The sequence below is a fragment of the Chitinivorax sp. B genome, assembly GCF_005503445.1.
Taxonomy (GTDB): Bacteria; Pseudomonadota; Gammaproteobacteria; order Burkholderiales; family SCOH01; genus Chitinivorax.
Window position 1 is genome coordinate 18,660 of record NZ_SCOH01000011.1, and the last position, 20,476, is coordinate 39,135.

Below are 20,476 nucleotides of genomic sequence, written 5' to 3' on the forward strand. Positions count from 1 at the left end.
TTCGAGTAAGGCCTAATATGAAATGGCGCCCTCGCTTGCCTGGTTCACTTCGGGCACGTTTGATATTGAGCAGTGTTTTGATCGAAGTTGTACTGCTGGCGGTGCTGATCGTCAATTCGATCCGACTGGTCAATAACGCAGCCCAGGCTGGTGTGGAGGCATCATTGGCACAAGCGGTACCCATGCTGAATGCCGCAGCCATTCCTTATATCCTGCAACAGGATTCCGTTGGCTTGCAGGATTTCCTGAATGTCGCGGTCAGTGAACATCGGCGTGAACTGAGCTATGTGGTGCTCACCAATCTTGATGGTCAACGACTGGCTACAGCGGGCATGCCATTTCATCAGCCTTTGCCGTCACCTACCCGCCATATCGAGCAGGCTATCTCTGAAGGCATCTACCACATATCCCGCCCAGTAGTCCTGGCTGAAAGAACCTTCGGCACCATGCACCTGGGCATCTCCACGCGTATCATCGCCAACACTCGCCGCGATTTATTGCGGCAGGGGCTGATGATTGCCGCCATCGAGGTGTTACTGAGTATTCTTTGTCTGGGCTGGATGGGCATTTGGCTGACTGCGCATTTACGCCAAACCATTGATGCCGGACGTGACATCGCCAACGGCGACTTCAGCCGCCGTATCCCTGAACGCGGTGCCCGTGAAGTGGTGGAGCTGGCACATACCATCAACCAGATGAGTCAGGAGCTGGGGCATCAGATGGCCGCGTTGCGTGCCAGCGAATATGAGTATCGGGTCCAGTTCGAACAATGTGGGGCCGGCCTGGCCCATATTCGCGCCGATGGGAGTTGGTTGCGGTTTAACGAACAATTTGCCGGGCTGCTTGGTTTTCGCAATCATGAAGATGCCCCACCACCGGCAGACTGTTGGCACCCACGGGATCAGCATCAGGTCTTGCTGGCGTTGAATGATCTGTTCGATGGAGCCCATGCGTTCTGGCAAAACGAGTTACGTTGCCTTCAAGCTGATGGCGGTTACCGCTGGGTGCTTTGCAGCCTGTCACTTTACCGGCAGCCTGACCTGAATGCGGGTTATGTCATCATGGCATTGCAGGACATCGCCCGGCAAAAAGCAACCGAGTTCGAGCTGATGCAGTACCAGACCGAACTGGAAAGCAGGGTTGCCGAACGTACCCATGCCTTAGCCGTCGCCAATCAGGAGCTGGAAGCCTTCAGCTATTCGGTATCGCATGATTTACGTGCGCCATTGCGGGCCATTGCCAGTTTCACGCAGCTGTTGATTGAAGATTACAAGGATCAGCTATCCGAAGAGGGCCGGGATCTGTTGGATCGTATTCATCGGGCAGCTTTACGGCAGAACAATCTTATCGATGCCTTGCTGGATTTGTCACACGTCAGCCAAGTACGAATGCGTCAGCAATCACTGGATCTGTCGGCCCTGGCCCGCACCGTGATAGAAGAACTGCAGGCTTCAGATCCCAAACGTCAGGTTTCCATCGATATCGCCCCATCACTCCCCGCCATCGGAGACCCCTCGCTACTACAGATTGCATTGCAGAACCTGCTGGGCAATGCCTGGAAATACACAGCCAAGACGGCCAATCCACACATTACATTCAGTGCACAGCCATCAGAATCGGGAATGGTCTATCAAATCATCGATAATGGGGCTGGATTTGACCCAGCCTTTGCCGACAAACTATTCAAGCCCTTTCAACGCCTGCATGATAAAACGGACTTCGAAGGCACAGGTATTGGCCTCGCCACCGTTACCCGCATTATCCGACGCCATGGGGGACAAGTATGGGCCGAGAGCCGGCCGGGAAAAGGGGCCACGTTCTTTTTCACGCTGACAATCGGGAGCAACTCACCCTGACGTGACATACAGACTTGAACCTATTTTTCCTTTTCCAGTTTATCCAGTAACCGCTTGGCAGTCCGGACATTATCAAAATCGCTGTCCTTGGCGGCGGTAAAACCACGCACAGATGCATTCCGGAACATTTGCTTGGCCTCCGGGCTGGCTGAGATTTTCAGCAATGCCTGGGTAATTCGTTTCACGTCATCATCCGACATGGAAGGGCGCGCCAACCAGACACCGTGAAAGATGGGCTCGGAGCGCCAGATGACACGCAGTTCATCCAGTTTGACTCCATACTTCTCGCCCAGTTGGTTATCCGCGATAGCACCAGCATCCACCTGCCGGGTATAGACAGCCACGGCAGAATTAGGCTGTTTCTTGACGAATTCTGCCTTGCCAAGGTCTTTCAACTCAATCCCGTTACGCTGCATTTCCAGCATCGGTAACAAGAAGCCCGACGTGGAGCGCAAGTCAGTAAAGGCGAAGCGCTTACCGCGCAAATCAGCAACACTGCGGATGGTGGAATCGGTACGGGTAATGATCACGGCACGATAGGATTCTCCATCGTCTTCAACAAAACGTACCAACAACTTGGGCGAGAACTCCGACATGGCGGTCACGTACCCGAAAGCTCCTGTCCCGGCAATGTCGACTGCACCGGTTTTCAGTTGGTTCAGCGTATCGGCATAGTCCTTGCCGGTGACCAGTTCCACTTTGAGTGACAACTCCTTCTCCATTGCGGCTGCCAGCGGTCCAAAATTGGTCAGTAGTTCAATGGATGACAGATTGGGATTGGCAGCAATCCTCAATGCCTTGAGTGGCTCAGCCGCCCAGCTGGTCGATAACATGCAGCAACTCAACATACCGGCCAACAAAAATGTGCTGAACTTCACCGTGCCCTCGCTTCCCTGCAAAGAGGTTGCCCTCTTGTGCATATAGCTCAAGGTGCTTGCAAATGCCAGCAATGGCCACACCACATGCATGAGTGCCGTTGCAGGCATGTTCAGCCTGAAACATGCAGCAGTCGATTGGCAACGTCAATAACTGCGTCCGGTCATTGCCTTGAAGACCAGTCGGGCAAGCTTTCCATAGGGGGGATACAGCATCCATACCGTATTCAGCCGACTTTGACGTAGCACGCCTTTCAATTTGCTGAAGGTATCAAACCCATACTTGCCATGATAATGCCCCATCCCAGACGACCCCACCCCCCCAAACGGCAAGTCGCCCTGACCAACATGGATCACCACATCGTTGATCGACACGCCCCCGGAAATGGTTTCCGTCAGTATCTTGCGGATGCGCGCGTTGTCTTGATCGAAGTAATACAACGCCAACGGACGCGGATGATCGTTGATATAAACGATCGCTTCCTGCATATCCCGATAAGTCATGACCGGAAAAACTGGTCCAAAGATTTCCTGCTGCATCACCAACATGTCCGGGGTCGGGTTCAGCACCAGTGTCGGTGCAATCTTGCCCGTGCCTTCCAGGGATTCATTGGCCGGATTCAATTCGACCAGTGTCGCACCCTTGGCTTTTGCATCTTCCAGATAGGACATCAGCCGTTGATAATGGCGCGAATCGATGATCGCAGTGTAGTCATCATTCTTGGCAAGTGTGGGAAAGAACTTGGCGACAGCCCGCTTGGCCATCTCAACAAATTCCTGCTCCTTGCGTGCGGGAACCATTAGATAGTCCGGTGCAACACATGTTTGTCCGGCATTGACAGCCTTACCCCACATAATTCGCTCAGCCGCGGTTGCAATCGGATAATCCGGGCTGATCAGCGTGGGTGACTTGCCACCCAGTTCCAGTGTTACCGGAGTCAGATTGTCAGCTGCAGCCCGCATCACATGTCGTCCCACATTGGTAGACCCGGTAAACAGCAGATGATCGAAAGACTTGGCTGAAAATGCCTGCGCCACATCGGCCCCCCCATTGATCACGGCCACATGATCTTCATCAAAATGCTGACCAAGGATATTGGCCAATGCTTCGCCAGTATGTGGCGTAGATTCAGACACTTTGATCATCACCCGGTTACCCGCCGCCAGCGCCGCGGCCAGCGGACCGATAGCCAGAAAAATCGGGTAATTCCAAGGCACGATCACGCCAACCACACCAAGCGGCTGCGGCACGACTTGATTGGTTGCCGGCATGAACCATAACGACACCCCCGCCCGCCGTGGCTTCATCCATGAAGCCACGTGTCGACGTGCTTCCTTGACTTCCGACACGCTGGGAAATAGTTCCATGAAACGGGTTTCCACCGATGAGCGGGTACCAAAATCTGCATTCACCGCCGATACTAGCTGTTCCATATTGTCAAGCAGGGCTTTTTCCAGTTTGTACAAGTACGCCCGCCGTGTTGCAGCCTTTGGAAAGCGTTCACGCCTGAACGCCTGTTGCTGCTTGTCAAACAGCGTGTGCAGCCGCTCCAGTTGAACAGCTGAAGCATGTGGGGAGAATAGTGGATCCATGAGTGGAGCTCCTGATTGATTGGGAATGCGTCAATATTACCGGTTTGTCCATCCTCTACCCCAGACTGTCGGACAATCCATCAAAATAATCTCATGATCGGAAAGTAGCACCAACCTTGGCGAAGATCAATGACCGATGGTCATTTGATTCGAAATGCTGATTTCCGACACTTGGCGTCCATGTCAAACCAAAACACAAATACATCCGAATATAGTTGACATGAAAAATGACATAAGGATAATTCATCCGCCAAACCATGTGTGGATCATCGTTCAAGCCATGGTTTAACAAGCATTCTTTCAACCCGATCATTCTCGATACCACACCATGAAACATTCCAACATCAAAATGCTCGCCCCCATCGCCATCTCCGCCCTGCTCGCAGCTTGTGGCGGCGGTGGTGGCGGCGACAGTAGCAATGGCGACACCGCAACCAAGCCTACCCCTCCTCAGGGTTTCCAAGTCACCGCTGACAATCAGGACAATGTCGCCAAGACCGCGCTAAGCACCATCAACAATAGCGTAGCGTCCATCGGCTCACAACTGGTCAGCAGCGACTCCACCGCTGCAACAGTGGATAACCGCCGTTTCGCAGCAGCGGCCAACATGATGCCGGCAGCGGTTTTTCAAAATACCTTTCCATGCCAGGCTGGCGGACAATTCACCACCAAACAGGACGACGCCGATAACTCCTCTACCGTTTCCGTTGGTGACAACCTGGGAATTGCTTACGACAACTGTGACAACAACGGTGTCGTGATTCATGGTGCGATTGATCTATTGGTCAAGAATGTGACAGGCCAGGTTGGCAGCTCAACCTATGCCGTTCAGGCTGCGGTCAATGTACCCGCCCCGGGCCTGACCACCTCCAAGACCATCAATGGCAAGACAGAAACCACATCCGCTGCCGGGCAGTCCGATCTGGTGATTTCACGAACCGCTGCTGGTGTGAAGACCGAACTGACCATTGCCAATCTGCAAGGGAAAAACGGTAACGACATCTGGCGCTATAGCGACATGAAGCTGGTTTCCACCAAAAGCGGCACAACCCGCGTCGCCCAATTGGATGGCATGATCCACCTGACATTGGGTTCCAACACCGGCGATCTGAAACTCAACATGAGCGCACCCAGCACGCCATTCACCTTCTCTAGCGGCCAAGCCTACCCAGACAGTGGCGAAATGCGCGTCACCAGCGGCAATGGCACCCTGACGTTGACAGCACAGCCCAATGGTATTTTGCAGATGAAGCTGGAAACCAATGGCCAAACCAGCAACAAGGTTGCCACTTGGTGCAGCATCATGGGTTGCTGATCAGCCGATCACGAACCATCAAGGGTACCCATGGGTGCCCTTTTTCATACCTACGCCACAGGCATGATCCCACGATGGTTGCACATGCCAGGTATCAATATTGCAGTCCATCGACGAAGTTGAGGCCATTAGGTGCGCGCCGTTATACAATCACAGCAGCCCTACCTCCACGCCTCACATACCATGCTCATCGACTTTTTCTACCAACTTAAAGATGCTCACCTACCAGTCAGCATCAAGGAATTCCTGACATTGCTCGAAGCACTCGACAAGCGTGTCATCAGCGGCAGCCTGGATGATTTCTACTATCTCGCCCGTACTGTGCTGATCAAAGATGAAAAGCACTTTGACAAGTTTGATCAAGTATTCGGCTTGTATTTCAAAGGCATTGAATCCCTGAGTGACACCTTGAGCAGAGAGATTCCGGAGGACTGGCTACGCAAGGAGTTCGAACGCTTCCTATCAGATGAAGACAAGGAAAAAATCAAGGCCATGGGCTGGGACAAGCTCATGGAAACATTCAAGGAACGCCTACAGGAACAAAAGGAACGGCACGCCGGTGGTAACAAATGGATTGGCACCGGTGGAACCAGTCCATTTGGTGCCTATGGTTATAATCCGGAGGGGATTCGCATTGGCCAAACCGAGTCACGCCATCGCCGCGCAGTCAAAGTGTGGGATGAACGCGAATTCAAGAATTTCGATGATTCGGTAGAACTGGGCACCCGCAATATCAAAGTTGCTTTACGACGGCTGCGCCGCTTTGCCCGTGAAGGTGCTGAAGAAATACTGGATTTGCCCGGTACCATTCGCGCAACTGCCAACAATGCAGGTCATCTTGACCTGAAAATGGTGCCGCAGTTGCATAATAAGGTGAAGGTACTACTGTTTCTGGATGTGGGTGGATCAATGGATGACCACATCAAAATCTGTGAAGAGCTGTTCTCGGCCTGCAAGACCGAATTCAAACATCTTGAATATTTTTACTTCCATAATTGTATATATGAATCGGTTTGGCGTGACAACCTCCGTCGCCATGCCGAGCGCATCCCAACTCAGGATGTGCTGAATACCTACGGGCCAGACTACAAACTGATCTTTGTTGGCGATGCCACCATGAGCCCTTACGAAATCCTCTACCCTGGCGGCAGTGTCGAACACAATAATCCGGAAGCTGGCCATGCCTGGGTGCAACGTCTGCTTGATCATTACCAGCACGCCATTTGGCTCAACCCAGTCGATGAACAGTATTGGGACTACACCCAATCGTTGGTCATGCTTCGCCAGCAAATGGGTGGCCGGATGTTCCCGCTGACCATTGAGGGACTCGATCGCGGCATCCGCCGGCTGAACCAAAGTGCCTGATCAGTTACTTCAAATCAGCCAGCTGACGACACTGATCAAGTGCGATGCCCAGCTCATGCAATGGTTATATACTGCCCGTGACTTGAACCTGCCAGACTGGTATCTGGCTGCAGGCTGCATCCGAAACCGTCTTTGGGATCACCTGCATGGTTATGCAGAGCCCAGTGGTGAACAGGACATCGATCTCATCTACTTCGACCCAGACGCTTCCGCAGCACAAGACCATGCGCTCAGCCAGCAGCTATCCAGCCAATTCAAGCAGGTGTGGGAGATTGTCAACCAGGCCCACATCCACCACTGGTATCGCCAAGCCAGCAGCCAACCAATTGAGCCCATGCTCAGCAGCCTGGACGCACTGGGCCGCTGGCCGGAAACCGCCACCTGCATTGGCGTACGCTTAATGCCAGATGATCGACTGCAGTTCGCGATGCCTTGTGGTCTGGATGACCTGTTCAACCTGATCTGGCGCCAAAACCCAGCTTTTTCAGATCGCGACATCTTTCTACAGCGAACAGCGAGCAAACACATCACAACACGCTGGCCACGCGTTTGTCTGGAGCAGAAGGTACCGATCGTTCAATCGATTCAGAAGCATCAAGTGGTGGATACATGTCCGCCAAGGCCAGTGACATAAGCCGTAAGAACCTGTTCACTGTCTTATTGCACGACCACGATCGGGGCCCATGTGCTGTTCAACATCCTCATGTATCACACCTACACGCCGGTTTTTGCGCTGCGCTTCACCCCGCTGGTGGCCGCTCATCACAGACCTTGAACAGGCTCTAAAATGGATAGGCAATAAGCTTCAACACACCTCAGGCTTTTTTGACGAACTCGGATTTCAACTGCATTGCACCAAAGCCTTCAATTTTACAGTCGATATCATGGTCACCTTCGACAAGTCTGATGTTCTTGACCTTGGTACCCACTTTGACCACAGATGACGAACCTTTCACCTTGAGGTCTTTGACCACGACAACGGTATCCCCATCTGCCAACACATTGCCGTTTGCATCACGGACGATTTTGACTTCCAAGGCATTTTCCGTCTCTTTACTTGACTTCCACTCATGAGCACACTCAGGACAGATCAGCATTTCACCATCTTGGTATGTCAATGATGAATCACAGTTGGGACAATTGGGCAAAACACTCACGGAGCAATTCCTTTACTATTTGATTTGAGTTCTGTTCAACGGCCGAAAACCACCAGCTGAACCGGGAACAATTGGGCCGTGCTCTGATCGCCGCGTCCAACTTGAATTGACGAGGGACACGAGAGCATAGCAGCTAGTGTTGTGGCGTATTTTACGCTGATATGCATTGACTGACAGTGGTACAGACTCTCGCCGTACAAATCATGTCAATTGATTATTGCCTCTAACCCCACACAGCCGATCTGGTTACCATCTACCGATGATCCGCTGACGTTGATCACCTTCCGTGAAATGCAAAAGACAGATCAACGGAAGCATTGTCAACCAAGTAATGAGCTTTGTTTCCACCACAACCCATATTCATTGCGGAACCGATTGGACGGCTGGCTGGTGGCTGTGGACCATAGGCCAAACCGTGCGGATTTCGTAATGGTGCAAACAGGCTATCCAATTCCTGTTCCGGCCAAGTGAAGTCTTGGCTTAAATTCATAAAAATCAATATATTAATAATATTACAGGGCAAATAAAATCAGGTCCGATCAATAACACCAGCTTAAATGCAGCTTATATACCATTACGCAAACTTGACCAAAATCAAATCGCTCTAGCGAAAGCTCTGGGATGATGTAATCAGAAGGCAACGCCTTCTGCTTGTGTATCTCCAGTGGTTATTCAGGGTGACGGGTTCGTCACCCTTTTTTTACCGACAAACGGTAATCAATAGAACTCGCCATTTTCCGATCCCCTACTTTCACCATTCAAGATACCGACGCTATCGGCATCGCTTCGGCAGCACCATGATACCGATTTCATCGCTAATACCGCACATCCCGATGTAGATCAAACACATCGTTCAGCATGTATCACACCCCACAATAACGTCACTAACACCTTTATATTCATAAACATAAAACCATAAACATATGGGACCAGCGACCCTTGTTGACACCCATTGAAGCAGGTATGTTCGGATTGAGCTGGCCATGATACTGACATGGAAATCGGTTTAACCCTGATCAAATTGCAGCGTAGTCCAGTCGGTATCTGTTGTCCTTTTTAACTGCAACGCTGTTACTGAAAGCATTCCATCACCATGTCAGACACCATTCAAATTGTGATAGACAACAACCCCAGCGGGCAGATGACCCGTGTTCTCTACAAAGGTATCTTCGAAGCCAATGTGGCACGCACCGGAGATGGCACCGTCGATGTCATCAGCGTTTTTGCCAGGGATGGTGATGACAAGGTAATCGGCGGCATCATTGGCTCCGCTTATTGGGGCTGGATCAACATTACTTCAGTCTGGGTCGACCCGGCACATCGCCGCCAGGGCTTGGCATCACGCATGTTGCGAACCATTGAGGCAGAGGCTGTCGAACGTGGGTACCATCATGCCTATTTGGACACCTTCACGTTTCAAACGCCCGATCTGTATCTACGGGCCGGGTACGAAATCATCGGCACACTGGATCAATTTCCACCAGGATTTGCACGGCATTTCATGCGCAAAACACTGATCCGCTCATAACAGCCTGATGATTCCCACATCAATGCCTTCCATCCGCCTTGATGCACTGTTTAGCGGCAAGGGTTGGCAGGGTCGTGGCATGGCGCTATGCTGAATCAACGATTCCGCCCCGATGAGGAGGCATCGCATGAGACAGTTCATCCGCCATCCAGCCAGCGTCCCAATCGAAATCACCAGTTGCGAATCCAGCCAGTTGGCAACAGGTGAGGCACTCAATATCAGCGTGGGTGGGCTGGCATTCGGCTCAACCAGACGCGCCGAAAAAGGAGAGATGGTGGCTGTACGCATCCCCGGTGTACGGCCCGTGTTCGAATCCAATGCGCAGGTTATTTGGTGTAATGAGCTACCTCCGGGCTATGAATTGGGGGTGGCTTTCCTCGACCCTGAAGATGCGTTTCGCGCTCGCATGGTCGAGCAGGTGTGTCAGATCGAACAATATATGCTGTATGTACGTGAGCACGAACACCGTGAATTGACAGCAGAACAGGCCGCGATAGAGTGGATTGAAAAGTATGCCGCCCACTTCCCAACATCCGACTCCGACACTTGGCATTGAATCCGCCTCGGAATTCAATTTGTTTTTTTCATTGCACCGATCCTGATCGAAACCAAGCTGGATCGACACGTTATGCCATTGCCCGTCGTAGCTCTGACGGGCTCAGGCCATAGCGCTCACGGAAGCGGATGCTAAAACGGGATGCTGACTGATAACCACACTGGGCCGCAATCTCTGCAACGTCGTGTGAGGAGGTTTGCAACAATGCCAGGCCCTGCCCCATCCGCACATTTTCCAGAATATCGCGTACCGAAGCACCGAAATGCGCCAATTTGCGTCGCAAGGTGGCTTCACTACAGTTCATGCGAGCGGCAAGCTCGGCTGTAGTCCAAGGATGAGCAGGCAACAACATCACCCATTGACGCACTCGATCCACCACCCCACCGTTATTCGCCACAAACAAGGCTTGCCCCCCACCTGCCAGTAACAGACTGAGCAAACACTCCTCTGCTCGGTGCTGTATGATCGGCAAGGCGAGTTCGCTGGTCGTTATTGAACTCCATAGCCTCGTCCAGGCCCGTTCGGTAACTGGATCCAACATTTGCCATGGCAGCGATACCCTGTCCAACGACAAGGAGGATGCCACCACCTCAGCGTGGTGGCGCTGCATCCGAGCCAGTAACATCGCATCCAACGACCACATTTCCGCCTCATAACATCCCGTCACATCCGGCACATTGGCCAAATGCACCTCAGCCCCTACTGGCAATACCAACATGGTATCTATGCCGATTTGCCTATCCACCTGCCCCCACCAAACCTGCTTGTTGCCACGCACAACACGAATCAATGTCGGCTGGTTGATCGGCACCCGGCGGATGGCATGCCGATGTGTCGCACGAATCCGGCAAAAAACGCCAACATTTGGTGTGACCTGCACTGGTGATTGGGTTGAGGTGGCATGGATCATGACGATACGGAATCTGCTGGGTGCAGGTTATCGACGATAGTGCGCGGTTATGCTGGCCTTACCCAATACATGCTGATTCAGCATATACCCGACCAGAGCACCCGATACATTGGCGTTCAATGGCAAGGTTTCCACATTTAGCGCCCAAACAGTGAATTGATAACGATGCGACGAGTCGCCAACTGGCGGGCAAGCACCGCCAAACCCCGCACTACCATAATCAGTACGAGTCTGCAGACTGCCTTTGGGTAACAAGCCTTTGATAGTACCAGCCCCTTGCTGCAATGCCATAACCTTGACCGGGATATTTACAACCAGCCAATGCCACCAACCGCTGCCCGTTGGGGCATCCGGATCGAATACTGTGACGGCGAAGCTTTTGGTACCAGTCGGCGCATGCTGCCAGGATAAAGCTGGCGACAAGTTCTCCCCCTGACATCCAAAACCCATGTATTCCTGTTTTCGCGACAGGGGCTGCCCATCAGTAATATCAGTACTGGTCAGCATAAATGACTCGGCACTAACCACGCCTGATAACAAACAGCACCCCAATACTGCAATCCAGTTACGCATGATCTTTCCCTTTCCTGTATGCACCGCCTACCACTGCAGGGGTTCTGGATGGAAAGTGTGCAACATTGGATACAGAACTGTGGTGCCGAACCCGTCATGCAATGTGCGCAAACGATCAATATCCAAACAAGCCGGGATTTAGCGATGCTTTACCTGACAGGCCCAGTCGAAAATGTGGACAACCTAGTCGCACCGTCATCTGGACAGCATTGGTACACCTTACAGACCACAACGGTGAATCAGCGCGCTACCAGCGTCAGCTCAGCGGGTGCTACCAGAATACCTGCCCGCAAACCGACCTTGACGTCAGGATTCGGGAAAATGATATGTTCGCTCTGAGCTGCAACAAGCTGATATTCACCATCCTCTGCCACCACGGTACCTGCCTCCAACGGTGTGAAGTTCAGCACATCAGGGGACAGATTCAAACGAAATGATTCGCTGGTCTTGGTGACATCTCGTGTAGCCTGAAATATGTGATAGTCAGCCGGGTCAAAAGTGGGGCCCACCGGCATCTGGCCACTTACCATGGCCAATAGCACACGTTCAAGTGCAGTTACATCGACCACCCCATTTTGTCCGAACGGCCTCGCCTTGCCCAACTCCAACGTAAATGCCCTGGCGCCGAAATGATGGCTGGTGAAATATGAAAATGTTGGCGACGGTTTGGTATGCAATAACAATGTATACACATCGCACAAGCTCAGCAGAGTAATTGCTGTTTTATCGTGTGGCTCGCCATCAGTGTAGGGATAGATAGCAAACTTTTCATAATACGAACCACGAATCGCCGTATGCAAATCCAAATGCCAGCGTGGTACACCGGCTGTGCTGTTACCAAAGAAATCCGTAACCAATTGCTCCAGCTCTGCCGCACGCGCCACTTCATCACTGATTGCAACTTCTGCATGTTTACCGCAGAACAGCCGATTGATATCTTCGACCAAGTACCGCTTTCCTGCGCGCATCGCTTGCAGGTTACCAATCAGAAACAGTACCCGCGCACCTGCCAACAAACGGCCTTCACGTAGTGCGCCAACGATCTGGTCGACCAGCTCAATAGGCGCTGTTTCATTGCCATGAATACCGCACGAAATCACCAGCTCAAGCGCAGGCTTACTCTCGGGTGTCACCAGCCAGGCGCCAGGCCCCACCATTTTGCCAACGCCTCCAGATGGTAATGGCGCGTCCAAAAACACAGTGTCGGTATCATCAATCAGTGCTTGTAGAAACGGTGTATGCATGGTGAGCTTCGAATTGGGCAGCAGCGACAAGAATGCCACCGCATCAAGTCAGGCAGCAGGGTGAGAGCACCCTACCCATCACATCAGATCAACTGGAACGGGTAGACCGAGCCCAATTGCAAAATCTGGGTCAGTTCATCCAATGCCGTACGACATTCAATCAACAATTGTGGATCACCCAGATCTTCACCCATCAGGCGATCACGATAATGTTTGTCCACCCAGGCATTCAAACTGCCAAACAAGGCATCGGACATCAAAACATCAGGATTGACTGCAGCCAGCTCCGCTGCCGACAGTGCTACGCGCAAGCGCAAGCAAGCCGGGCCGCCTCCATTCTGCATGGACTGTTTGAGGTCGAATACCTTTACTTCATCAATCGGGCCACCACTGTTGACCAAACTTTCCAGATAAGCCCAGACCCGTGGCATACTGCGGCACTCTTCAGGCACCACGATGATCATTTTGCCATTCGGCTTGGACAACAGTTGGCTGTTGAACAGGTAGGACTTCACCGCCTCATCAATCGATACTGCGGCTTCCGGTACCTCGACTGCAACAAACTGGCCACCTACCGCCGCCAACTTGCGATCCAACTCTGCGAGCACTGCAGCCTGATCGAGAAACGAGCGCTGGTGATGGAACAACACATTGCGATTCCCAACTGAAATCACATCATTGTGGAACACGCCTGCGTCAATGGTATTGGGATCCTGCTGTGCATACACCACCTGTTCCAGTGACAAACCATGCAAACGGGCAATGGCTTGGCTGGCTTCCAACGTCTGCCGAGCCGGGAATTTGATCGGCCTGGGATAGCGGGTATCGAACGCAGCTTGACCAAACACGAAAAACTCAATACCGGCTGCATCATATTCAGCGCAAAAACGAGTATGGTTAGCGGCACCTTCATCGCCGAAATGCATTTGAGCAGGCAGAGCCTGGTGATGCGCAAAATGCCGCTCGTCTGCAAACATGGCCTTCAGGATTCGGCCGGTGGTTGGGTGTTCGATCGAACGGTGAAATTTATTGTTGAGATTGGCCGGGGTGAAGTGAACGCGTCTGTCAGCTGTATCACCTGATGGGCTCACCGTCGCAGCATTGGCGGTCCACATGGTCGATGCCGAGCTGCATGCAGCCAGAATTGTTGGGGCCTCCTTGGCTGCCTTACGTACCACCTCCGCATCAGTACCACCAAAACCCAAACCACGTAGATGAGCCACACTGGGGCGCTCATGCGGGGCCAATACGCCTTGCTTGAAGCCCAAGTCATGCAGCGCCTTCATTTTCATCAGGCCCTGCTTGGCTGCTAGTTTGGGGTTGGATGTGGATTTTTCGTTTGATGTCGAAGCAACATTGCCGAAGCTAAGTCCGGCGTAGTTATGGGTGGGGCCGACCAGGCCGTCGAAATTGGCTTCAAATGCGGTCATCTTCAAACCTCGGTTTCAAGCGCAATCGACGGCCAAGCACCGTCACTGCGTAATTTTAAAGGTACGCATCAAAGGGACAGGAGATTTGGGGCCAAACCAGTTTTCAAAAACCTTGGCGGCCTCGCCAGTTTTCTCTGCATCCATCAATGCATCATTGACATGTTGCTGCAAACGCTTTTGCCCTTTACGCATGCCGACTGCGTATACCTCAGCAGCCAACGGCACATCAGGCACTTCAAATTCCGTCTTATTGGACATCTTGCTCAGGTTGCCCAATAGGGTCGGTTCAGGGCCAGAGGCATATTCACATCTACCTTCGCTCAGTGCCTTGAACACTTCCGCATAATCTTCCATCTGCTTGATCTGCACCTTCTGGGACAGATCCTGCAAATACTTGGCATTGGTGGTGCCCTTTGGCACACAGACCGTCATGTTGTCCAATTGCAGCAAGTCCTTGAACTTGCCCTTCCTGGAAGCGATCTTCTGGGTCGATACAAAATAACCCAGGCTGTAGTCGACCTCCTTCTCGCGATCCTTGGTTTTGGCGAAGGTCGCAAATAGCACATCGACACGGCCATCTTTCAAGGCTGGCAATCGATCAGCTGGATCAACGGTCTTGAAGACCGGCGTCAGATTCAGCTTTTTTGCCACCAGCTGCGCAAATTCGATGTCATATCCAGACACGCTGCCTTTGGATTTGTCGAAGAATCCAAACGGTGGTGAGCTGTCACGCACACCAACGATCAATTGCTTCTTTTCCTGGATTTTGTCCCAGTCGTCGGCTGCTACTGCATGACCAACCGATACCAGACAACCCAATACCATCCATCCAAGTGGTTTCATTGTTATGCTCCGCTTTAACAAGCAAGGAACATAAGAATCTCATAATACTCAGATGCCATCAACTTGATAAAAGTAATCCGAAATCTGAAAAAACAGTTGCAACATCTCGCTTCACAACATTACCGAAAACCAAGAAATCAACCACATACAAACTTAATACTGTTACTTCAATCACTTGTCGAATTCACTGCGATGTACGTATCAATCCATCAATCATGCACTGCAACAAATCAAGTCTCATCAATTGATCATCTACCTGGCCGGAATCGTGTTTAAAGCGTCATGCCGGGGCTCAATTGAGCCGGTAAGACAAGCGATGCTGCTTCCAAACCCGCTACCGGATAAGCACAATAGTCCGCAGCATAATAAGCGCTACTACGATGATTGCCACTCTTGCCCACCCCGCCGAATGGTGCTGCACTGCTGGCCCCGGTCAAAGGCTTGTTCCAGTTGACAATACCAGCACGGACTTCACGCCAGAACCGCTCATACAGATCCTTGCTGTCCGACAGCAAACCCGCAGCCAGACCGTAGGCCGTACGATTCGCCAGCACGAGGGCATCGTCAAACTGATCGTAACGTTGTACTTGCAGCATGGGGCCAAAATGCTCTTCGTCCGGCAGATCTGCAATCGCTGTTACATCGATGATGCCAGGGCTCAACAATGCAGTGCCTGCTTCCAGACAACGCATTTCCAATACCACCTTGCCCCCCTTTTCGATCAAAGCCTGCTGCGCTTTCAACAGGTTGTCCGCAGCTGCAAGTGAAATCACCGAACCCATGAATGGTTGCTCGGCATCGTCCCAGCGCCCTACTTTCAACTGTTGGGTGACAGCAACCAAACGTTGCAGGAATGCATCACCCGCAGCACTGTTAGGCAACAGCAAACGCCGGGCACACGTACAACGCTGGCCAGCACTAATGAAGGCAGACTGGATCACGTGGTGAATGGCTGCATCGGTATTGGTCACATCCTGCACGATCAATGGATTGTTGCCACCCATCTCCAACGCCAGAATCTTGTCGGGATGGCCAGCAAAAGACTTATGCAACAGATGGCCGGTATTCGAACTGCCCGTAAAGAACAGCCCGTCGATATCTGAGTGATTAGCCAGCACTACGCCCGTATCCTTCTCCCCTTGTACCAAGCTGATGACTCCAGCGGGGATACCAGCCTGTTGCCATAATTTCAGGGTGATTTCTGCGACTTTCGGTGTCAGCTCCGATGGCTTGAAAATAACGCAGTTGCCAGCAATCAATGCAGGAACGATATGCCCGTTTGGCAAATGCCCAGGGAAATTGTATGGGCCGAACACCGCCACCACGCCATGTGGACGGTGACGCAGAACGGCCATTGCATCACCCATCTCGCTGGATTTTTCGCCGGTGCGTTCCTGATAGGACTTGATCGAGATATCCACCTTGCCGATCATGGTTTGCACTTCAGTCAAGGCTTCCCAGCGCGGTTTACCGGTTTCCAGGCCAATCGCATTCGCCAGTTCAGCCTTATGCTCACCCAACAGCTCGGCAAAACGCTTGATCACCGCAATACGGGCGTCCAGACCTGCATCGCGCCACGCCCTGAATGCCATACGAGCTCCTTTGACAGCAGCATCCACCTGTTCTGCGCTGGCCGCCTGACCGTCAAACACCACCTGTTGGGTAACCGGATTACGGCTTTGAAATGGCGCACCGGCCCCTGATAGCCATTGGCCAGCAATCAATTGGGTCGACATGGTTATTCCTCTCTTGCGGATAAGGGCACGGCACGCACGGTATCGCCCGCGACCAGATTAAGTTTGGACAAGACTTCATTGCTGATTGGCAACCCTTCCGGGATCATCCGACTGTGTACTAGGCAGACGCGGAAATCATGCAGTTTGCGGTTGGATACCAGATAAGCCCGTTCGTTGGCTTGTACCTGATGAGGCAATGCCGTCACCACTTTGGAGTCACGTACTGCACGAATCTGATTCAATGCACACTCCACAGTTGGACCAGCATCAAAAATATCGACATAGCCCTGATAGCTAAACCCCTCTCCCTGTAGCATCGACAACGCCGGGCGGGTCTTCTCATGAACCTGACCAATTACCTCGCGTGCAGCTTCGCTCAGAAAATCCACATACACCGGGTGCTGTGGCATCAATTCCGCGATGAAAGACTTATTACCGATTCCAGACAGATAGTCTGCCTGTGAGAAATCCATCTTGAAAAAATGGCGTCCGAGGCTTTCCCAGAATGGTGAGTGCCCACTCTCATCCGACACGCCACGCATTTCCGCAATCACTTTGCTGGCAAAACGCTCTGGAAAATCTGCAAGAAACAGGAAGCGTGACTTGGACAGCAACGCGCCATTGTTTGAATGCCGGAAATCCGCATGTAGAAACAACGAGCACAGTTCAGCCACGCCAGTCAGGTCGTTGGTCAGGAACAAGGTCTGCAGCCGGCGATACACCCCCAGCTCACGTGAGGCATGTACCGACAAACCAACACGGTAGTTGTACCAGGGCTCATCCAACCCAACTGCAGCAGCAACTGCCGACGTACCCACTACGCATCCCGATGGGTCTTGCAGTACGAACAGGTAATTGGCATCCGACTGGGATGCCGAACCAGCAACCGAACGTTCCGATACATTGATACGCCGTGCCAGACGTTCTTCATTGGCAGGTAGCGTCGTGACGCCTACACCTGTAGAGCGCGCCAGCTCAAGCAGCGAATCAAGATCAGAAGAAGCAATGGAACGAACAAACATCGGCATCTCGTCAAGTCTAATGAAATCGGAAACAGACCATGGCAGCAATCCGCCAGCACATTAGGGCGAAAGCCGCTTACAACGGGCAGATCTGTATTGGGTCGCCTTCAGCTACATTCAATGCGGTCGCCAGCGCCAAGCTCAGCCGCACCTTACCGCTTGGCTCATCCACCAGCACCGCCCCTACCGTGGCCCTATAGTCAGCCAACTTGCGGTTGGCAATCAGGTAAGTCGGGGCATCTTCCGCGACAAGTCCAATTTCCGTCTTGTAGCGACGATGTTCAGCAATGGTCCGTATATTGGCTGTACGAGCCTGCACAACGCAGCCGCCATCAAAAATATCGACGTAGCGTTCAGTTTCAAACCCCTCGTTGATCAATATCTCGAACGGCAACATGGCTGTCGGATGAACCTGTCCGATGGCTTCCTGCGCGGACTCCGGTAGCAAGGGGACATAAATCGGATGTTGTGGCAGCAGCTCGGCAATAAAGGAACGACCCTTGATACCACAATACAATTCCGCCTGGGCATAATCGATATCGAAGAACAAGCGTCCAACCCCATCCCAGAATGGAGAATTGCCATGATCGTCACTCAGGCCCACCATCTCAGACACCACCGCATCACCAAATCGTTGCGGGTGGGCTGCAATCATCAGCAACCGCGCACGCGACAGTAGATCGGACCATTCCGTGTACTGATAAGGTTCATCGATATAAAACGACGTCAACAACGTGTTGCCAGTCAGATCGTGACAAAGCGACAACACATGAATCTTGCTATGCACACCCAGTTCACGCGAGGCATGGATCAGTGTCTCATTGCGATAGTTGTAGAACGGCTCTTGATAACCTGCCGATGCAACAATCCCGGACGTACCCACCAACTCACCAGTGCAGGTGTCTTCCAATACGAAGAAATAGCTCTCTTCACCATTGCCGTTAACTTCCGCCTCCATAGATTTGACCGAGGCTTCAATTTTGGCATACAGGCGTTCACGGTTATCCGGCAACGAAGTCACGCCGACCGGACTTTTGGCGGCGATTTTCTCGATTGCGGGTAGGTCAGCCAGACGACTAGGGCGAAAAACGAGCATGGCTCTCTCAACAGACAGGGCGGGCAGCGCACAGCGCTGCTCAGCCAGACAACAGAAATTTACTTGCCGACGACAGCCGCAACGGCACGTTCGAAACGGTTCAGACCCTCATCGATATCCGCATCCGGAATCACCAGCGATGGCGCAAAACGGATCACGTCGGGACCCGCTTGCAGGATCATGACACCTTCCTTGGCGCTAGCCGTCATGAACTCCTTGGCCTTGCCAGCGAAAGCAGGTACCAACGCAGCACCCACCAACAGGCCCATACCACGGATCTCAGTGAAGCAGCCATATTTCGCATTGATCTCATTCAAACGACTTCTGAAGCGTTCATGCTTGGCTTTCACTGCCGCCAGCGTTTCCGGCTTACTGATGATATCCAGCGCCGCTTCGGCCACAGCGCAACCCAGTGGGTTACCGCCGTAGGTGGAACCATGCGTGCCCACTGCCAAATACTTGGCAATCTCAGCAGTTGTCAGCATTGCACCAATCGGGAAACCGCCGCCCAGACCCTTAGCCGTGGTCAGGATATCCGGTGTGACTCCGAATTCCTCATAAGCATACAACGTGCCGATACGACCATTGCCGCTTTGCACCTCATCAAATACCAACAACGCGTTGTGTTTGTCACACAGAGCACGGGCGCCTTCAATGAAGGCCTTGGTCGCGGGTGTAATACCACCTTCACCTTGCACAGGCTCCATCACAACCGCGCAAGTCTTATCAGAAATGTGTTTGGCCAATGCACCTAGGTCGTTGAATGGCAGATGGACGATGCCACCTGGCTTGGGGCCAAAACCGTCGGAATACTTGGGCTGCCCACCAACAGAGACGGTAAAGAATGTCCGGCCATGGAAAGCATTGTCGAATGCAATGATTTCAACCTTTTCCGGACCGAATTTTTCGATTGCATAACGACGCGCCAGCTTGAATGCCGCTTCATTGGCCTCGCCGCCGGAGTTGCAGAAGAACACCTTGTCGGCGAAGGTTTTTTCGACCAGCTTACTGGCCAGACGCAAAGCCGGCTCGTTGGTCAACGAATTGGATACATGCCACAGTTTGTTGGCTTGCTCGGTCAGCGCGGCCACCAGGGCAGGATGTGCATGACCCAGGCTATTGACGGCGATACCGCCGGCAAAATCGACGTATTCCTTGCCTTCCTGATCCCATACCCGGGAGCCCTGGCCTCGTACCGGCACAAAAGCGGCGGGCGCATAGTTGGGAACCATTACACGATCAAAATCGGCGCGTTGAACCTGCTGAGTCATTTCCTGTTTCCTTATCCAAACGTTACGTTTGATGCTGGTCATTGTAGGCGACGCCTGCCAGGCATCATTTAATGCATGCGACAACTAATTACATCGGGCTGCCGAA

18 protein-coding genes are annotated in these 20,476 nt (G+C 52.4%); 6 read left to right on the forward strand and 12 right to left on the reverse strand.

What is annotated here, in order from left to right; genetic code table 11:
• Nucleotides 1-17 precede the first annotated feature (17 nt).
• Nucleotides 18-1,856 carry a sensor histidine kinase gene (locus FFS57_RS08745; protein WP_137937403.1) on the forward strand — a complete coding sequence of 613 codons (1,839 nt, stop codon included), beginning with the start codon at nucleotides 18-20 and terminating at the stop codon, nucleotides 1,854-1,856.
• A gap of 20 nt (nucleotides 1,857-1,876) precedes the next feature.
• Here FFS57_RS08745 and FFS57_RS08750 read toward each other — a convergent pair whose 3' ends face one another.
• Together FFS57_RS08750 and FFS57_RS08755 are read right to left on the reverse strand one after the other, a co-directional pair.
• Nucleotides 1,877-2,842: a phosphate/phosphite/phosphonate ABC transporter substrate-binding protein gene (locus FFS57_RS08750; protein WP_137937404.1), complete on the reverse strand. Its 966-nt coding sequence runs from the start codon at nucleotides 2,840-2,842 to the stop codon at nucleotides 1,877-1,879.
• A gap of 36 nt (nucleotides 2,843-2,878) precedes the next feature.
• Entirely contained in the window at nucleotides 2,879-4,324 is a 1,446-nt protein-coding gene (locus tag FFS57_RS08755) for a coniferyl aldehyde dehydrogenase (RefSeq protein ID WP_137937405.1), read from the reverse strand.
• Nucleotides 4,325-4,652: 328 nt separating this feature from the next.
• On the opposite strand from FFS57_RS08755, the gene FFS57_RS08760 reads away from it, so the two are divergent.
• From FFS57_RS08760 to FFS57_RS08770, 3 genes are all read left to right on the forward strand, one after another.
• A complete protein-coding gene (locus FFS57_RS08760) occupies nucleotides 4,653-5,639 on the forward strand; it encodes a hypothetical protein (RefSeq protein WP_137937406.1) in 987 nt (328 codons plus the stop codon).
• A 183-nt stretch (nucleotides 5,640-5,822) separates the two neighbouring features.
• Nucleotides 5,823-7,004 (forward strand): vWA domain-containing protein, encoded by a 1,182-nt coding sequence (locus tag FFS57_RS08765; RefSeq protein WP_137937407.1) that lies wholly within the window; start codon nucleotides 5,823-5,825, stop codon nucleotides 7,002-7,004.
• A gap of 55 nt (nucleotides 7,005-7,059) precedes the next feature.
• Complete coding sequence (locus tag FFS57_RS08770) at nucleotides 7,060-7,638, forward strand: nucleotidyltransferase family protein (protein WP_137937408.1); 579 nt, start codon at nucleotides 7,060-7,062, stop codon at nucleotides 7,636-7,638.
• 181 nt (nucleotides 7,639-7,819) lie between these two features.
• On the opposite strand, the gene FFS57_RS08775 is transcribed toward FFS57_RS08770, so the two are convergent.
• Nucleotides 7,820-8,161 carry a zinc ribbon domain-containing protein YjdM gene (locus tag FFS57_RS08775; protein ID WP_137937409.1) on the reverse strand — a complete coding sequence of 114 codons (342 nt, stop codon included), beginning with the start codon at nucleotides 8,159-8,161 and terminating at the stop codon, nucleotides 7,820-7,822.
• A 1,093-nt stretch (nucleotides 8,162-9,254) separates the two neighbouring features.
• Between FFS57_RS08775 and FFS57_RS08780 the strand changes: the two genes are divergently transcribed.
• The gene (locus FFS57_RS08780) at nucleotides 9,255-9,689 is read left to right on the forward strand and encodes a GNAT family N-acetyltransferase (RefSeq protein WP_137937410.1); all 435 of its coding nucleotides are present in this window, start codon (nucleotides 9,255-9,257) and stop codon (nucleotides 9,687-9,689) included.
• A gap of 127 nt (nucleotides 9,690-9,816) precedes the next feature.
• Nucleotides 9,817-10,245 carry a PilZ domain-containing protein gene (locus FFS57_RS08785; RefSeq protein WP_137937411.1) on the forward strand — a complete coding sequence of 143 codons (429 nt, stop codon included), beginning with the start codon at nucleotides 9,817-9,819 and terminating at the stop codon, nucleotides 10,243-10,245.
• A 70-nt stretch (nucleotides 10,246-10,315) separates the two neighbouring features.
• Here the strand turns inward: FFS57_RS08785 and FFS57_RS08790 are convergent, their stop codons facing one another.
• The 9 genes from FFS57_RS08790 to FFS57_RS08830 all read right to left on the reverse strand — a co-directional run bounded on the left by FFS57_RS08790 (nucleotide 10,316) and on the right by FFS57_RS08830 (nucleotide 20,370).
• Nucleotides 10,316-11,155, reverse strand: a complete 840-nt coding sequence (locus FFS57_RS08790) for a helix-turn-helix transcriptional regulator (protein ID WP_137937412.1) — start codon at nucleotides 11,153-11,155, stop codon at nucleotides 10,316-10,318.
• A 27-nt stretch (nucleotides 11,156-11,182) separates the two neighbouring features.
• Nucleotides 11,183-11,728 carry a YbhB/YbcL family Raf kinase inhibitor-like protein gene (locus FFS57_RS08795; protein ID WP_137937413.1) on the reverse strand — a complete coding sequence of 182 codons (546 nt, stop codon included), beginning with the start codon at nucleotides 11,726-11,728 and terminating at the stop codon, nucleotides 11,183-11,185.
• 239 nt (nucleotides 11,729-11,967) lie between these two features.
• Nucleotides 11,968-12,972 (reverse strand): succinylglutamate desuccinylase, encoded by a 1,005-nt coding sequence (gene astE, locus FFS57_RS08800; RefSeq protein WP_137937414.1) that lies wholly within the window; start codon nucleotides 12,970-12,972, stop codon nucleotides 11,968-11,970.
• 83 nt (nucleotides 12,973-13,055) lie between these two features.
• Nucleotides 13,056-14,402, reverse strand: a complete 1,347-nt coding sequence (gene astB / locus FFS57_RS08805) for an N-succinylarginine dihydrolase (RefSeq protein ID WP_137937415.1) — start codon at nucleotides 14,400-14,402, stop codon at nucleotides 13,056-13,058.
• Nucleotides 14,403-14,444: 42 nt separating this feature from the next.
• Nucleotides 14,445-15,245, reverse strand: coding sequence for a transporter substrate-binding domain-containing protein (locus FFS57_RS08810; RefSeq protein WP_137937416.1), 801 nt, complete (start codon nucleotides 15,243-15,245; stop codon nucleotides 14,445-14,447).
• Between the two features lie 272 nt (nucleotides 15,246-15,517).
• Nucleotides 15,518-16,981: a succinylglutamate-semialdehyde dehydrogenase gene (astD, locus tag FFS57_RS08815; protein ID WP_137937417.1), complete on the reverse strand. Its 1,464-nt coding sequence runs from the start codon at nucleotides 16,979-16,981 to the stop codon at nucleotides 15,518-15,520.
• A gap of 2 nt (nucleotides 16,982-16,983) precedes the next feature.
• A complete protein-coding gene (astA, locus tag FFS57_RS08820; RefSeq protein WP_137937418.1) occupies nucleotides 16,984-18,003 on the reverse strand; it encodes an arginine N-succinyltransferase in 1,020 nt (339 codons plus the stop codon).
• A gap of 76 nt (nucleotides 18,004-18,079) precedes the next feature.
• A complete protein-coding gene (gene aruF, locus FFS57_RS08825; protein WP_137937419.1) occupies nucleotides 18,080-19,099 on the reverse strand; it encodes an arginine/ornithine succinyltransferase subunit alpha in 1,020 nt (339 codons plus the stop codon).
• 59 nt (nucleotides 19,100-19,158) lie between these two features.
• Nucleotides 19,159-20,370: an aspartate aminotransferase family protein gene (locus FFS57_RS08830; protein WP_137937420.1), complete on the reverse strand. Its 1,212-nt coding sequence runs from the start codon at nucleotides 20,368-20,370 to the stop codon at nucleotides 19,159-19,161.
• Nucleotides 20,371-20,476: the final 106 nt, after the last annotated feature.